Raw genomic sequence first — 16679 nt, 5'->3', positions numbered from 1 at the left:
GCAATAGAGCATTCTTCTAAAAAAGTCTCAGACACACTCCATAACTGAGCATAAGATTCCTTCTCTGGTTTTTTAAACCTGGCAATTTTACCATTAAAATCATGAATTCCGGTATTTTTAAGAAGAGATAAATAAATGGTCTTTTCCGGTGGATATTTGTCTGTACGGAACCCAAAATCCAACATTTCGGAATTATTTAAAGCCATTGCGACAAGTTTATTTCTCGCCCCAGATATGGTTCCATTTAGCTTTTCCTTATTCATTAACTCATTTTTAAGAATAGGTGCGTTAAAATAAATTTTTTCGCAGATATCTGAGAGTAATGAATTCAATTCCTTGGAACTACTGATTGAATATTTTATACCAAGAAAATACCAATCAATCATAGAAGATTGTCCGTAAAAAGAACCAATAATCAATGAGTTTAAAGTTTCTTTGGCATTTGCCGATTGATTATTTAGTTCAGCTAAAGCTATTGAATCGTTTTGACAATCCTTCTTAACTATTTCTATCTTTTCTAGTTCCGTCAACTTCTCCCGGATACCTTCATATTCTTTGAAATATCCATAAAGAATGGCACCATTATTTTCGGCAGACACATTTTTAACAGCCTCAGAATCTATTAAATTGCTAAAAACAAGATTAATATATCCATCCACAGAACCCTCTGGTTCCAGAGAGGTGGGTGTTTCACTAATTTCAGTTACAAAATACCTTGGAGTCCCTGTCTCGTAAAAACTTCTTTTGGCTTGGAAAATAGGAACATTAAAGTACTTTCTAAGCTGGTTAACAACAGAAAAATCTTTTGAAATTCGGTCTTCAGCAAGCTCCAGTTCTTTATCTATATCAACGTCAGTTCCTTTAAATAATACATACCGTTGATTATAATTCGTAAATCTTATAATTTGATTTTTCTCAAGCTTTTCAACTATCTTCTCCGCATTACCAATCTGTAAAGCATGTTTTCCATAATCACACAAAAACTCCTTGGTAATTCGTTGTCCGGCTCTTCCGAAAATAGATAATAAACCAATTACTTTGATGAGCTCCCTTGCAGGCTTGAAATCGTATTCAAAAACTCCTTCAGTCCTTTCTAAGGCATCAAAAATTGCCCTCCATTGGGCCCCGTGTGGATTAAACTTGGAATTAAGAAAGCTATGAAAATTGTACGAAAGATAATCAAATACGTTCCCTAAGTGGAAAAACTGTTTCCCATCATCAAAATCTGTTAAGCCAAGAAAGTCCTCGGATTCAAGAAAAGAAAATAATGAACGTTCATTTTGGCCATAGTTATGAAGTGCAAGTGTCAAAATTGAGGCGGATAGCAGATCAAATGGGAAAATCTTCCTTGCAAAATCAGGTGAAAAATAATCCTTCAATGGAAATGCTCCTGATTCATTAATGGCGTTAAAAAGGTTTTTCTCCAAACTTTGAGAGAAGCTTGGAGTAATATCTTTCTGGGATATTCGCTCTGAGGCAAGAAATAAAAGCTGTTCGACGGGTTCATTAAAAGTTATCTCGACTAATCTGCCTTTAACTTTATCCCATTCATTCTTTTGAGTTTTATTTAATTCAAGGGCGTAATCCTCAAAAGCTTGATGCAATGTTGTAATGAATAGAACTGGAAATTCAGGGTCATTAACAACTTCAGATAATTGCTGTATAAAATATAACTCCTCTTCTGGACTTTCCTTCGCTGCAAATTCAAGAAATTTCCCAAATTCATCAACAACAATTAAAAGCCCAGTTTTTTCCTTTGAATATCGTTTTAATTCTTTGCCAAACTCTTTAAAGCACTCCTCTTTCTTCTTGATACCAAAATTCTCACAAAAAGCGCTCTTAAAAGACTTATACTCTCCAATAATAAAACACTTTTCAAATGTGCTGACTTCTCCTTTAATAGGATTGAAAAAGAAATCTGCTTTATTGTTAAGTACCTTTTCCAATGCAAGAATAAAAGCTGACTTACCTGAACCATAAGCGCCTACTAAATTAAAAGACTTAGTGCCACTCTCAAAGGCACTAGTTATCTTATTGAAAGCACTTTCTCCATTTCGCGTTGGTATATAGTTTAAATCACGATTTGAATCTCTAATTATATTTACTGATGGAGAGAATATATTATTTTGCATAATACTTTTTTAAAACTTCCCACTTATTTAATTTTTGAGAAAAAGACAAAACAACATTTCCTGCTGTTTCTGTAACGATCGCCTGACTAAACTCATTTTCAATGTCTTTTAGTTGTCTATATAGACCTTCTTTACTTAAAAGGAAAGTCATCCCGGGGCTATTTGGTTCTGTTTCCAGGCGTCGCATAGATATATTTTGACTTTCTTCAAATCGGTCAAGAATAAGAAAAAGAGTGACATGAGAAGGCAAATTAATTCTTACATCCGGTTTTAATAAGTACCATTCCTCCTTTCTAGAAGATCCATCGCTTGCAATTCGCTCATTCGTTGAGTTCATTAATTCTAGCTCTTGCATAAGACTGCCGACTTCCTCTTCAAAATCCTTTCTAATCGACCTGTAATCTGGAGTATTATAAAGTCGGCAAAAAACCTGAATATCCTTTTCAACTGTGTTTTCATTGAATAAGGAATCTTCATTTTCGGAATAAAGTCGTTTAATATACGACGATAGTTGCTTCTTTGTAAATAACGATTTTTCAATTCTAAAAGAATTAAAAACGGCATTATAGATAGAGGAGTAATTTGTTTTTATTAAATTGTAATGCAATAACCAGATAGACCCAATGCTTTCTAAATAAGGATCTACGCCATTGCTACCAAATAAAAAATGAGCCAATTCAGTTAATTCTTTTTTCTCTTCATCATAGAGACCAAGAGCCCTCATCCAGAAGTACATAGAAGTAACCATGTTTTTACCAACACCCAACTGCACGACTGCATCTTCATCATTAAAGTTGCCTCCACTACTTATAAAATCATATCCTTTTTTTGGCCAGAATGTCCTTACGACAAAGGTTTCGTGCCCCGAAAATTTAAGCTTATTCATATGCCCAAAGATAAAGTTTTATTGACTAAGTCATATTTTTACTTAGAACTTAACCCAAGAAATATTCTACCCAACCTTATCCCAAGTATCTTGCATCACTTTATTTTTATACGCATCGGTTATTTTCAAATACTTAGCAAGGTCTCTTTGCTTTTTGGGTGCCCCCATTTCCTGCAAAACCTGCAGATTGGCGCCTAAAATCATGCTGTTAGTAATAAAGGTTTTCCTTCCGGAATGAAAGGTAATTCCATGGTAAAGAGGAACAGCATTTTCCTCGACACGTTGGCCGATCACCCGTTTTTCAATTATTTTCCGGTTAAAGAGTTTTCCGGGTTCCTGATCCTCTGCAATGTATTTCAGACACTCTTTTAAGTATTCGTTTGCCTTCTGGTTGCTTATTTTATGAAGAGGACTCTCCTGCCCTCTATATTTATCAAGAATAGCCTTGGCATATTTGCTTAAGGGAATCGAGACTTGTTTCTGAGTCTTTTTCTGCGTTTTTGTGACCATAACCTCGTTCAGGTGTTCATTCTTCAATGTTATAACATCGCAATGGCGAAATCCGGTAAAGCAAGAAAAACAGTACATATCCCGAACTCTTCCCAGGCGTTCTGACTCAAAATCATAATTATACAGAATCATTAACTCTTCCAGTGTCAGGAAAACAACATCGGTCTCTTTTTCCCTTATGCCATTTAATATATCAGGAAATTCTTTTTGATGGTATCCCCTTGGTTTGGCCCATTTGAAGAACTTCTTTAGTACATTGATAATTTTCACAAAGTAATCATTATCAATCTTTTTTTCAGTAAAGCAATATGAAGAAAACAAATCACCGAAATGCACATCAATCTTAGAGAACGTTAGCTCAAAGCCATTATCACGTTGGAAATATAAAAGAAAATTTCGAACAGTTTTGTAACCTCTTAAAGTGTTATAGGAAACAATGGCCCTCTGAGAGTCCAGAAATTCATCAAACAACTCAAAGAAACTTTTTCCGGGTTCTGATTGCTGAAGACTTAAAATTTCTCTTATCTCCCCTTCGGATGCACTCCGTTTTTCCAAAATAAGATTATTGGATAGTTCTCTTGCCTTATTCTGCAAAGCCTCTAAAAAACGGTTAAAAGAGGCAAACTCAACGTAATTAATATCATCGGGTGCAGGAAGTTTTAATCGTTGACTTTTCTTATTCCAGTTTCCGGGTTTGGTTTTTCCTATCTGCTTTCGAATCTTCTTGTAGTCGAATGCAATTTGAGCAATTATGGGAACCTGACCCTTTTTGTTGGGCGTAACTGATTTCAGATAAAAATTAATACTAACCATATTAAAAAATCATTAAGGGGGCAAAACGGGGGCAAATAATTTGTAAAATGAGGGTCAAACATAAATAATTAATTTTTACCAATCAAGTTATTTTGTTGATTTTTTGGCCTTTATGAAATTTATTGTCTAATGCTGTCTAATAGGTACAACCCCGGCCCTGGGTACTCAGAAAAAGCCTGACAAGTTGATTGTCAGGCTTTTTTGTTTTTAGGCGAGAGTGACCCGGGATGCTTCATCCCAAAAAAGCCGCACCCAAACAGATGCAGCCTTTTCTTTAACCTCATTCAACGGGACTAACCTTCTTCATTTTTCAGAAGATTCCTGAAGATAAACCAAACTATTCCCGACAGGATGAACAGAACAAATCCATAAAAGGGAGCAATGAAAGAAACCCTTAACCCTCCGGCCATCATTTCTGCAGAAACATCTCCCATGACTTGGATAACACTAAGAGCCTCAAAAACTCCAAGGACCTGGCCCAGAACACCTATTAAGAACGCAAGACTACCGGTAAACAGAATTCCTTCGTTCAACCGGACAAGCGAACGATTTTCAGCTTTTGCTCTCTTAGCCAGAAACAAAAAACTGAGAACAATAACTGCTACCCACATCAGGTAAATTAGTGACATAAAGAGGGGACCTCCCTCCATCCAATGATTGAAAATCATAACTATGTTTTTTTGGTTAATACTGAAGTCAATATTAAAACTTCAATTTCACCCGCTGAAACTTCTTATATCATCGTCTGCTTTCACAAGCCGGATAACCGATTTAATCCTCCAAACAGTTTTTTTGTTGTTCGGGGCGCTAAATGCGTTGTCTGCCTAAAAGTAACTTCAGCAATTTGAGGCTTAAGTCCTTTCTTCTATCTTTGATGAATGATGCAGCAAGATAATCACCAACAAAGTCAAACATTAAGCAAAGATACTGAAAACAGACAACTCTTGACGTTGCATCAAAACCGACAGCTAAACACAAACAGTCTTTCCGGAACAATAGCAAATGACTGAAAATAAACCAAACATAAGAAACAATCTCCGTAAAAGGGTTTTTAAACAGATACTCTTTTGGACGATTGCGGCCGCACTCCAGTTTTTCGTTTTCAGCAATCGCGAATACGATTTGTACATCCGACTTGTTTTGGTAGCATTCGTTTCGTTAATCGGTTTTTCCTCTTCAATACTCGTAAACCAGATCCTTATTCCCCGGTTTTTTTTCCGAAAAAAGCGCTTCAGATTTTACTATTTTTTGACAGGTCTCTTCCTTATCTCGCTCTGGGTCATTATCGTTACAGTCTTTATCATCCTCCTCTTTAGCATATATTACCTGCCCGAAGCTGTTATCCCAGACCGAAAAGACGTAATCATTTTGCTTTCGGGCAATTACCTGATGGTGATTCTGGCAGGCGTAATTCACTTTATTGAGGAATCTTATCAGCAGCAACTGGAGAAAAAGCAACTGGAACAAATGAGCCGGGAAATGGAGTTGAAACTCCGGGAAGCCCGCTTAAACCTGATGCAGGACCAAATTCATCCGCATTTTGTTTTTAATATGCTCAACAACCTGTACGGACTGGTTTCGGAAGATGCTGCCCAGTCACGGCGTATTATCCTGAAACTATCGGACTTACTGGAATATATGCTTTACGAGTGTAACGAACCGGATATTCCATTGAAAAAAGAACTGTCCTTTATCCAAAATTACATTGAGCTGGAGCGCATCAGGCACGATAATTTTGAGGTAACAGTCAGTTTTCCGGAACAACCCGGAGCCCTAAAAATTGCCCCTCTGGTGCTGTTCCCGTTTGTAGAAAACGCCTTTAAACACGGCTTGAGCAATACCCCCGGCTCATTTATTCACATTTCGCTGACAACAGACAATGAAACACTCTGCTTTTCTGTGAAAAACAGCAACCCCGGACTGGTTCAGAACCCCTCTTATTCCGGCAGGCATGGCATTGGGCTAAAAAATGTGCAAGAAAGATTAGCCCTTATTTATGGAGATAAATACGATTTACAAATCTCTGAGCATGAAGATATTTATCAAGTCAATCTGAAAATACAAATCACATGACCCGGGAACACAAAACCTGTATAATAATTGACGACGAACCCATTGCTATCCGAATAATCAAAGAGCATCTGGCGGCTTTTGACTCCCTGCAATGTATGGATGGATTTACGAATCCCGTAAAGGCGATGGAGTTTCTCAGTACCCAAAGGGTTGACCTCATTTTTCTGGACATCAATATGCCAGGCATATCGGGTATTGAACTACTGAAAACCCTTCAGTATAAACCCGCAATAATATTCACCACTGCTTACCGCGAATATGCAGTGGATGCATTTGAGCTGGATGCACTGGACTATCTGGTCAAGCCCATTTCTTTCGAACGATTTGCCAGGGCGGTTAATAAATTTTTGAATCTCACTACAACAGGAAATGAGCCGCCGGAGCTTTCTGACGATAAAAAATATATCATTCTAAAATCGGACAAGAAAAAATACAAGGTAACATTTCGCGATATCGAATTCATCGAAAGTCTGGACAATTACATTCAGGTCCATACCCGGCAGAAAGGAAAACTGGTGTGTTATGAAACACTCTCATCAATTGAACAGCAGTTGCCCGGTGATGATTTTCTTCGCATTCACCGCTCCTTCATTATAAATGTTCATCACATCAAGGCATTCACCGCCTCCTACATCGAGATCGGGAACATAAAGCTGACCATCGGCCGGAATTACAAGGAAGAAGTGATGAAGAGACTTTCGTGACAAAATCAGTTTCTCAGAAGGTAAAGAACACATAAATCAACCTCTGTTTGCTAACTGTTCAACATACCGGAGGGCACTCAAACGATCCTTAAAAATATTTTTCTCACCGATTTTCTGATGTAGCTTTAGTTTTCGAAGACGCTTTTCAATAAAATGCTTGCCCGGAACCAGATAGACGCTTTTCCCATATTCAAGGGCTTCATCCACCATATTCTCAAGGGCAAGTAAAACGGTTGTATCCAGATGCGTTACATCCTGAAGGTCAAGAATTAAATGTTGACAGGGAGCAATATTATTGCGTTCACGCTGTATTGCCCGGGCTACGCCAAAGATCATAGGACCACTCAGATAAAAAAGATAGACCTGCTCTCGTATCTTATCGAATATTTCCTTTTCTGTATCATCCAAGGGCGCTGTATCAACACTATCAGAGACCATCCGCAGATTAAAACTTTGAAGATGACTGAGTTTTTCGATGGTTAGCATATTGGCCACAAAAATGCCCAGACCAACAGCAATCACGAGATCTACAAAAATGGTAACAAGAAGAACACCATACATAATAAATAAAGCTCCCTGGCTGATTCTATGTGCCCGTTTGATAAATGACCAATCCAGAATGTCTATACCAACCTTAAAAGCAATGGCCGCAAGAAGGGCCAGCGGAATAAACCGGATTAGGGGAGCAGCCCCGAATATCAGGATCAACAAAAAAACCGAACGCATAATGCCTGACCAACGACTTCTGGCACCAGTCCGAATATTGACCACCGTCCCCATGGTTGCCCCGGCCCCGGGCAAAGTACCCAAAAGACCTGCTGTCAGGTTGGCAAGCCCCTGCCCCATAAGTTCGCGGTTACTGTTGTGCTCTTCACGAGTCAGCGAGTCGGCAATCAGGGCTGTGAGAATGGTATCGATACTTCCCAGCAAGGCCAGCAAAAAAGCATCCAGAAAAACCGAACTCCAGTTATGATCGAAAGGCATCACCGGTAAATTAAAGTTGGGCCACCCCAGGTCAATGGCTCCAATCAGTCGTATGTTGCCATTTCCCGCCAATAAGAAAACCAAAAGGCTGAAAAAAACCAGCACTGCCAACTGCGAGGGGAACAGCCTTTGCCACGATTTTGGATAAAAAATCAGCACTACAAGAGCACCTATACCAATGACCAATTCAAAATAATTGGGGTAACTCAGAAGTTCAGGCAGTTTTTTGACCAGTCCAACAATACCGCCCTTTACAGCATCGTGTCCCAGGAATGCCGGCAACTGCATAACAATCAGAATCAAGGCAATGCCCGACATAAACCCACTTATGACCGAGTAAGGCATCAGACGGAAATAACGACCCAACTTAAAGTACCCCAGCAAAATTTGAAAAACCCCGGCAAAAAAGACGATAGTGAAAGAATAGGTCATCCCGGATTGCAAGCCATATTCGGCAATATTGGAAGCAAAAACGGCTGTCATAAAAACTGTCATGGGGCCTGTGGGTTCAGAAATAAGTGTTTTACTTCCTCCGCCAAGTGTGGCAACAAGCCCAATGACTACAGCGCCGTAAAGTCCGGCTTCAGCGCCGGCCCCGGAAGCCACTCCGAATGTCAGTGCAATGGGAATACTGACAATTGCAGCCACCAGCCCTCCGTAAACATCTCCCCTTTTTATTCTCCCAAGATAATCAGTCATGCAATAGATTGTTTAAAACCAAAATGCAGAAAAACCGCAAACCTCTCATTGATAACGGAAAATTAATCGGATTGTTCCAAAACACTCTATTCTGCATTGGAATAAATTTAAAATGAGCTAAAGAACACGGTGTTAAGCTTCCTAACTTTTTTTAGTCTGCCCCACCTCCACAGCTTATTTCTCATTTACAAATGACTTTGCTCTTCCGTTCTTTCGCCGCCCTACGGTTAAAGCATTGCACTTACATTTTAACTCATGAATACCAGTCTCCGGCTAAAAGATTTTCATCTTTTTGGAAACGTATCAACCACCAAGTCACTTTCTTTGTTAATTTTGTGACAACACATGAGTATTAACCATTATACACCTAATAGCCCTGTGAGCAACGAAAAGCAACAATTACTGGATCGGAGATACCTTGACATGGCCCGCATCTGGGCTCAGAACAGCTACTGCAAACGCCGACAGGTAGGAGCTTTGCTGGTTCGCGACAAAATGATTATCAGTGACGGGTACAATGGCACCCCATCGGGGTTTGAAAACATCTGCGAAGATGAAAACAACAAAACAAAGCCTTATGTGCTGCATGCCGAAGCCAATGCCATCACCAAAGTAGCCCGTTCGGGAAACAGCAGCGACGGAGCAACACTTTATGTCACCTCTTCGCCCTGTCTCGAATGTTCCAAACTGATAATTCAGGCAGGAATAAACAGAGTTGTTTTTTCAGAGAATTACAGAGTGGAAGATGGCCTGATCCTTTTAAAAAGAGCCAATATTGAAGTTGTACAACTGGAATACAGAAAACCTGAGGAATTGCCCTAGAACCTGATTAAGTTTTGTTTTTGGAAGATGTTTTTTAAGATTTGAAGTCTCTCACATGTTAAGGTTCAAGCTAAAAAAGCGTATTTGCAAGAAGAATTCAACCTGAAAAACGGATTCAAAACGCAAAAGCCACAAAAAAGATAAAACTTAATACAGTTTCTTAATAAGGGAACAATTTTTGCTGCAATACGCGGAATTATTGTCATCAGGCATTATTTTGCCAAATAAAAGAACCGTCATCACATGAACGAACAAAATAGAAACACAGCGCGACAAATATATTTACCACTAATATTGGCAGCAGTACTGGTAGCCGGTATGTTTATCGGCCGCATCACCAATCCCTCCGGAAATGGTTCTTCACGACAAAGATTAATGCTGGCCCCGGAATCGGGCAAGTTGCAGACCATCATCAACCTTATTGATGAGCAATATGTGGACAGCATTGATGCCTCCAATCTGGTAGAAACCATCATTCCCGAGGTGCTTGAAAATCTGGATCCCCATAGTGTCTATATACCCCCCAAAGACCTGAAAGCAGCCAATCAGGAGCTGGAAGGTAATTTTGGCGGTATCGGGGTGGAATTCAGCATGCCCGACGATACTGTAATGGTGGTTAGCGTGGTATCCGGAGGCCCCTCCGAAAAAGTGGGCATTTTGCCCGGCGACCGTATTATTACCGTCAACGATTCCATTATTGCAGGTGTGGATGTTGCTACCAACGATGTGGTGGGCATGCTCAGAGGAGACATCGGTACCAAAGTTAATGTGGGCATTCAGCGACGTAACCGCAAAGACCTCATCTATTTTGAGATAACCCGTGGAAACATTCCAATGTACAGTGTGGATGTGTCCTATATGGTTACCGACTCCATTGGGTATGTAAAAGTCAACCGCTTTGCCCGTAATACTTATCAAGAGTTACTCTCTGCCCTGGCCAAACTAAAAGCGCACAATTGCAGCGACATCATAGTGGATCTTAGGGGAAACTCGGGTGGTTACCTGGACATTGCCATCAGTATGGTGAATGAATTTCTGGCAAAGGGCGATATGATTGTTTATACTGAAGGTGTTAACAGTCCCCGTCAGGACGTTTATGCCAACGGTTCCGGGTCGTGCAAGGACATCGGCGTAACTGTATTGATTGATGAATTTAGTGCTTCGGCAAGCGAAATCTTTGCAGGAGCCATGCAGGACAATGACCGCGGACTCGTGGTTGGCCGCCGCTCCTTTGGAAAAGGACTGGTTCAGCAGCAATTCTCTCTGCCATCAGGCGGGGCTTTACGCCTGACAGTAGCCCGATATTATACCCCCAGTGGACGGTCTATCCAAAAACCCTATGACAATGGAGTGGAAGATTATTACCACGATATCATTGAGCGTTTTGAACATGGCGAATTCTTTGAAAAAGACAGCATTAGTGTAAACGACTCTTTAAAATACAAAACCACAGGAGGCCGGACAGTGTATGGTGGTGGCGGAATTATGCCCGATGTTTTTGTGCCCCGCGACACAACCTACCACACCGATTACTATTATCGTCTGCGCGAAACCGGGACTATTTATCAGTTTGCCCTGGAGTATGCCGACAAAAACCGCAAGGAACTTTCTGCTTTTGAAAATGCAAAGACCCTTAAGCAGCACCTTGATCAGCAACCAATCGGACAATTACTGATTGATTTTTCAAAAACAAAAGAGGTGAAATATAACAATAGTGAATTTCAGAAATCAAAAGAATTAATTGAACTGGAGACAAAAGCATACATTGCCCGAAATATCCTGGATAACGAGGGTTTCTATCCTATTATCAGCAATCAGGATGAAGTGTTGCAAAAAGCAATTGAATTAATCAAAACCAACCAGATGGAAGCTTTAATTTATTCAACAGAAGAAAGCAATACTTTAAACGAGCAGCGTGAAACAGCAAAGTCAGAATAAAAGAGAAATATTATTATGGGTACACTGGTAAGAATCATACTGATTTTCATAATCATTTATTATGCATTCAGACTGATTGGTCGCTACTTATTCCCTTACCTGCTAAAGAATCAGGTAGAGAAGATGCAGAAAAAACAGGAACAGGCTCAGCAGGATTTTGTAAACAAACAAAGATCAGAAGAAGGGAAAGTTACCATTAACCACAAAGCTGATAAAAATGGCAACAACAAAGACAACAACCAGAGGGGTGAATATGTTGATTATGAAGAAATAAAATAAAAAAAAGCGCCGTTCGTTCGCGGCGCTTTTTTTATTATTCAATTATAGTGACCCATCCGTAGGGATCAGATTCCTCCCCGTTCTGGATTGCTCTCAGTTTATTGTAAAGTTTTGTAGATACAGGCCCGGGCTTTCCATCTTTGGAGAAGCTGTAGGATTTGTTGTTATCTATATCATCAATGCGTCCCACCGGACTAATTACGGCAGCCGTTCCGCACTGTCCAACTTCCTCAAAAGTCCCCACTTCCTCAAATGGAATCGGGCGACGCTCGGTTTTAAGCCCCATATCCTGAGCCAGTTGAATCAGGCTCTTATTGGTAATGGAGGGCAGAATTGATTTCGACTCGGGTGTGATGTAAGTATTGTCCTTAATGCCAAAGAAGTTGGCCGGACCACATTCATCAATAAATTTCTTTTCGCGACTGTCGAGATACAATACTGCAGAATATCCTTTCTCCTTGGCAAGCATGCCGGCTTTCAGACTTGCAGCATAATTACCGCCTACTTTTATATTCCCCGTTCCCTGTGGGGCTGCACGATCATATTCTCGCATCACAGCCACATTAGTCAATTTAAAACCCTCTTTGAAGTAGGGGCCTACAGGCGTTACAAATACCATGAACAAAAACTCATCGGCAGGTTGAACTCCTACTTTGGGACCCGAACCAATCAACAGCGGACGAATGTAAAGCGATGCGCCTGACCCATAGGGAGGAACAAATCGCTTATTCAGGGATACCGCCTTCTTAACGGCTTCCACAAATATTTCTTCCGGAACCTCAGCCATCATAATGCCCTGGGCTGACGAAATCATGCGCTTGGCATTATCCTCAGCACGAAAAACCCGGATTTTATCATCCTTGCCCCTAAAAGCTTTTAACCCCTCAAACGACTGCTGCCCGTAGTGCAAGGCAGTAGCGGCCATGTGGATATTTATTTGATTTGAAGAAGACACTTCGAGTTCTCCCCATTTTCCGTTGCGATAGTAACATCGCACGTTGTAGTCGGTATCCAGAAAACTGAATGAAAGATTTGGCCAGTCTATGTTCATGATAATATAGTTTTAAACAATCAGAATAATGGCTTTAAAGTTAATGATTTTTCGCTAAAACGAGATGAGGTTTGTCAGATATGGTAGCTGTTTTGAAGCATTTATTTAAAAAAACAACAAAACCGCCGAAACCGCAATCACCACCGTCACAAAGATTCGAAATTCCCGCTCAGGGATAAACCTCACCAGATATTTGCCGGTGACGGATCCAATCCACACCGCCGGCAACATCACAAAATTAAGTTGCAAGGTTTCCAGGGAGATGGATTTCCAAACGAAAAAATGCAGTGGCACTTTCAGGAAATTCAAACTCAGATAAAACACTGCACCCGTAGCGATGAAGCTGTTTTTAGGCAACCGCATGGAGAGAAGATATAGATTAAAGATGGGCCCTGCCGCATTCCCTATCATGGTGGCAAAACCTCCTGATACGCCCAGGATTCTTGCAAACCAGTTTTGACGGGTAAAACTATCTGAAGCTCCTGAATAATCACGGTAAAAAATCAATCCCAGACAAAGCAATACTGAAATTCCAATTATATTCCTGAACTGACCATCGGAAATCATTCCTCCTACGACCAAAGCCATTGCAATTCCTGCCAGGGCATAGGGATAAAGCTTTTTAATATGTTCCCAGCGCAAACTTTTGTAGTAATACCTGATGGCAAACAGATCGCCAAACACAAGAAACGGAACCAACAAACCCGCCGAAGCCATACCCCCGTAAAAATGGGCCAGCAAGGGAATAGTGACCATCGCAATGCCTTTCAGGCCGCTTTTGGACACACCCACCAGCCAGGCACTGCCTAATGTTATCGACCAGATTCCCCAACTTGTGTGCAATGGATTTATGATAGATTCAATCATGGTGCAAAGAAACGAAAAAAAGAGCAGAGAGCAGAGAGCAAAAAGCATGGAGGAGAGGAGGAGAAGAGGAGAAGAGTCCTGATTTTTAAATCGGCTCTACTTCCCCAAATCCCGGATAACTTTCGAAGCAGCCATCAGACCAAAGAGTGCAGGCATATAGGAAATGGTGCCCACAGTAGTCCGTTTGTTGCGTTCACCTTCGGTTTGAATAACGGCAGACTGATGCACCGGCTCGGGGCTGAAAACCACATCAAATCCATTTTTAATATCATACTTGGTTAATCTTTTGCGAACCATTCTCGCAAGCTTACAATGGTATGATTTACCGATGTCGGCAATCTCTACTTTTTCGGGATTGAGTTTACCTCCGGCACCCATTGAAGAAATCAGTCGATGCTGATGGTTCAGGGCAGAAACAATAAGCAGAACTTTTGGCGTTAAGGAATCGATGGCATCCACCACATAGTCAAAGGGTTGTTTCAATAAATCATCAAAATCCTCACCAGTGTGAAAAAAACCTCGTGGATGCAGTATCACATCAGGATTGATACCTTTGAGCCGCTCCACCATGACGTCAGTTTTAGGCATTCCCTGAGTTGACTCCAATGCGGGCAACTGTCGGTTACGATTAGAAGGCTGCACCACATCACCATCAATAATCGTTAGTTCGCCCACACCGGCTCTAACCAGCATTTCGGCACACCAGGAGCCCACTCCCCCCATTCCGGCAACCAAAACGTGCGCCTCGTTCAATTTCGTTAAATTCTCCTTGCCAATCAAAAGCTCAGTTCGCTCAAGCCACTCCATATCAATCCTTTTTTCAAATATTATTTTAGCCCGATAAATATAGTAGTAATTTGACCAACACTAAGGAAAAAGAGCTTCCAACCGCATATTCAGAATATTATTTCCCCAAGAAACTTATTTATTGAAAAGAGATTGCTTCGCTTTGCTACAAAAAGCCTTTGCTACCAATGGCAGATTTTTGTAACAGGCAAAAATCAAAACATTAATAGTTGGCCACCATTCGGGGACCGATTCATTTGTCCAGCTTACCCCTGAATAAAACCCCGGCCTTATCAAGTCTGCCCGCTGCGGGGACGGACTAATTCTGTCAAGAATACATTGTGCCCCCAAATCTTTGGGATAGCCTCTCGCAAGGATGACGTCATTCTAAAGGTTTTTAACAATATGAAGGAGTTTGGTTTTCGGCAATTCCAAAAGCCACCCCCCTCCATCCTGCAAAACCCTGCAATGTTCCGTCATTGAGAACGAGGTGACGCAATCTCAAAAGTTAAGGGATAGAAATCAAAGCGTTAAAATTATTTTCAATAGTGAATGCCAGTTTTTTCAGAGAGATTCCCCGAATCTCTGCTGCTTTTTCATAAACCCGGAGAATAGATTTATTGGTATGATCGGTTTCCAGCAAAAATTTATCAGCCGGAATTTGTTTCAACGACTCAGCAGCTTTATGTTCCTGGTATAGAATTCTGGGCCCAAACGACAAATAAAAACCAGCTCCCACAAATTGTTCCATCTCTTGGGGATGTCCTGAAAAACCATGAATAATCCAGGGTTGTTTAGGCGCAAAATTTTTATGAAAAAGCAACACCTCATTATTGGCCTTAACTGTATGAATAATAAGTGGCTTTCTAACCAATTCGGATATTTCAATCTGTTGCGAGAACAACCTTTTCTGAACATCAATTGGTGGCCCTTTTACTTTATCGAGCCCGGCTTCACCGATGGCCACCACCCTGTTGTAATGAGCAGCTTCCTTAACCTGAGCCATCAGTTTTTCCGGATCCTGCCCTTCTATATACCAGGGATGAATCCCGTAAGAAAGCAAGATTCCATTTTTGAAACTTGTTAAGGGCTCGGGGGCAACACAGCTTAAAATAGCTGTAATTTTGTCCGGCTGATCCGGGTATGTATGCGTATGGAAGTCAATATATTTCATACGGTAAGTTTTGAAAGTAACCAAAACAGGCAGGATAAAGTTTAAAAATGAAAATTAATACTGCCCATTTCTTTCAGAATCTTATGCTTATGGACGGATGACACCCGTTTTCCGGCCACCCACTCTTGCTCTGATATCATGATTGTACATGGCTTCACAAGTTACCGGAGGCAGATAGAACGCTCCCGGAAAAGCAGCATGAACCACGACAACAAACTGTTTGCTCCTGCCGGCATCCAAATCGAAATAGGACAGCACCCGGTCGTCCCGGATATCGCGATAATCGGGAATATCTTTTTCATGAACACCGGTTCCCTCAAGACGTGTATTTCTGATTTCCCAGCCTGATGGAATCATCTGCGTAAGCGCAAGATTTTTAGCATCACCGGCAGTTCCTGGATTACGAATGCTCACCACATACAGGAAGTCTGTGCCCTGCTCAAACTGTCCGGGCAAAATACGATTACCATCCATCGTTCGGAAGGCAACTTCCAGACTCAGGTTCTGAGAGAAATCTGTAGAGTCAACCCCTGCCGGAGTGCCTGTGACTACCAGTGTTGCAAACAACTCCTTATCGGTGTCGTTGCTCACAGTCACCTGCCCTTTTCGCACATTCTCAACCTCAATATCTCTTTGCGAAACAGGTTTGTCGGACCCAACGGTAACTTTGCCTCCATCATTCACCTGATAGGTAAACTGCAAGGGTTCATTGTCCAGGTTCTGGCCCGCAAAATTTACGATGCTCATCAATGTCCACGCTGTGGTTTGCGTACTGTACCAGCCTTCACCACTCAATTTCTCGGCCGCTTCCCTCACCAACGGAAAAGCAGTTTCTCTTCGATCCAAAAGATTCAAGGCATTAATCAGTATTGCCTTATCTCGTAAGCTGGAACCATAGGTTTGATATAAACTTCAACTTCTCGTGCGTCACTATTGCCATCCATCAACTCAATCGCCACAT

The 16679-nt window shown here is 41.0% G+C and carries 15 protein-coding genes; 5 read left to right on the top strand and 10 right to left on the bottom strand.

Going from position 1 to position 16679, the window contains the following annotated elements:
* The 4 genes from QZZ43_RS15780 to QZZ43_RS15765 all read right to left on the bottom strand — a co-directional run.
* Positions 1 to 2132, bottom strand: a 2132-nt coding sequence (locus QZZ43_RS15780) for a hypothetical protein (RefSeq protein WP_291861398.1), incomplete at its 3' end; no start/stop codon positions are given.
* The gene (locus QZZ43_RS15775) at positions 2122 to 3018 is read right to left on the bottom strand and encodes a DUF4007 family protein (protein ID WP_291861397.1); all 897 of its coding nucleotides are present in this window, start codon (positions 3016 to 3018) and stop codon (positions 2122 to 2124) included. The genes QZZ43_RS15775 and QZZ43_RS15780, both read right to left, overlap by 11 nt.
* Before the next feature lie 66 nt (positions 3019 to 3084).
* Entirely contained in the window at positions 3085 to 4341 is a 1257-nt protein-coding gene (locus QZZ43_RS15770; protein WP_291861396.1) for a phage integrase SAM-like domain-containing protein, read from the bottom strand.
* Between the two features lie 293 nt (positions 4342 to 4634).
* A complete protein-coding gene (locus QZZ43_RS15765) occupies positions 4635 to 5009 on the bottom strand; it encodes a MotA/TolQ/ExbB proton channel family protein (protein ID WP_291861395.1) in 375 nt (124 codons plus the stop codon).
* 334 nt (positions 5010 to 5343) lie between these two features.
* Here QZZ43_RS15765 and QZZ43_RS15760 point away from each other — a divergent pair, with 334 nt between their 5' ends.
* Together QZZ43_RS15760 and QZZ43_RS15755 are read left to right on the top strand one after the other, a co-directional pair.
* On the top strand, positions 5344 to 6414 hold the full coding sequence (locus QZZ43_RS15760; protein WP_291861394.1) for a sensor histidine kinase: 1071 nt from the start codon (positions 5344 to 5346) through the stop codon (positions 6412 to 6414).
* The gene (locus QZZ43_RS15755; protein ID WP_291861392.1) at positions 6411 to 7118 is read left to right on the top strand and encodes a LytTR family DNA-binding domain-containing protein; all 708 of its coding nucleotides are present in this window, start codon (positions 6411 to 6413) and stop codon (positions 7116 to 7118) included. Before QZZ43_RS15760 ends, QZZ43_RS15755 begins: the two co-directional genes overlap by 4 nt.
* A 36-nt stretch (positions 7119 to 7154) precedes the next feature.
* On the opposite strand, the gene QZZ43_RS15750 is transcribed toward QZZ43_RS15755, so the two are convergent.
* Positions 7155 to 8801, bottom strand: coding sequence for a SulP family inorganic anion transporter (locus tag QZZ43_RS15750; RefSeq protein WP_291861391.1), 1647 nt, complete (start codon positions 8799 to 8801; stop codon positions 7155 to 7157).
* 345 nt (positions 8802 to 9146) lie between these two features.
* On the opposite strand from QZZ43_RS15750, the gene QZZ43_RS15745 reads away from it, so the two are divergent.
* The 3 genes from QZZ43_RS15745 (at position 9147) to QZZ43_RS15735 (ending at position 11840) form a co-directional block, all read left to right on the top strand.
* Complete coding sequence (locus QZZ43_RS15745; RefSeq protein ID WP_291861389.1) at positions 9147 to 9623, top strand: dCMP deaminase family protein; 477 nt, start codon at positions 9147 to 9149, stop codon at positions 9621 to 9623.
* A gap of 243 nt (positions 9624 to 9866) precedes the next feature.
* The gene (locus QZZ43_RS15740; RefSeq protein WP_291861387.1) at positions 9867 to 11561 is read left to right on the top strand and encodes a S41 family peptidase; all 1695 of its coding nucleotides are present in this window, start codon (positions 9867 to 9869) and stop codon (positions 11559 to 11561) included.
* A 15-nt stretch (positions 11562 to 11576) separates the two neighbouring features.
* Entirely contained in the window at positions 11577 to 11840 is a 264-nt protein-coding gene (locus QZZ43_RS15735) for a DUF4834 family protein (protein WP_291861385.1), read from the top strand.
* A 34-nt stretch (positions 11841 to 11874) separates the two neighbouring features.
* Here QZZ43_RS15735 and QZZ43_RS15730 read toward each other — a convergent pair whose 3' ends face one another.
* From QZZ43_RS15730 to QZZ43_RS15710, 5 genes are all read right to left on the bottom strand, one after another.
* A complete protein-coding gene (locus QZZ43_RS15730) occupies positions 11875 to 12891 on the bottom strand; it encodes a branched-chain amino acid aminotransferase (RefSeq protein ID WP_291861383.1) in 1017 nt (338 codons plus the stop codon).
* Positions 12892 to 12996: 105 nt separating this feature from the next.
* On the bottom strand, positions 12997 to 13758 hold the full coding sequence (locus tag QZZ43_RS15725) for a sulfite exporter TauE/SafE family protein (RefSeq protein WP_291861382.1): 762 nt from the start codon (positions 13756 to 13758) through the stop codon (positions 12997 to 12999).
* Positions 13759 to 13854: 96 nt separating this feature from the next.
* On the bottom strand, positions 13855 to 14565 hold the full coding sequence (locus QZZ43_RS15720) for a tRNA threonylcarbamoyladenosine dehydratase (RefSeq protein WP_291861380.1): 711 nt from the start codon (positions 14563 to 14565) through the stop codon (positions 13855 to 13857).
* A gap of 487 nt (positions 14566 to 15052) precedes the next feature.
* Complete coding sequence (locus QZZ43_RS15715) at positions 15053 to 15718, bottom strand: TatD family hydrolase (protein ID WP_291861378.1); 666 nt, start codon at positions 15716 to 15718, stop codon at positions 15053 to 15055.
* Positions 15719 to 15805: 87 nt separating this feature from the next.
* Entirely contained in the window at positions 15806 to 16564 is a 759-nt protein-coding gene (locus QZZ43_RS15710; protein ID WP_291861376.1) for a hypothetical protein, read from the bottom strand.
* Positions 16565 to 16679: the final 115 nt, after the last annotated feature.

It is taken from the genome of Marinilabilia sp., assembly GCF_016278715.1.
GTDB lineage: Bacteria > Bacteroidota > Bacteroidia > Bacteroidales > Marinilabiliaceae > Marinilabilia.
The sequence above is the reverse complement of the archived record's forward strand: the minus strand, read 5'-3'. Positions and strand labels throughout refer to the sequence as shown.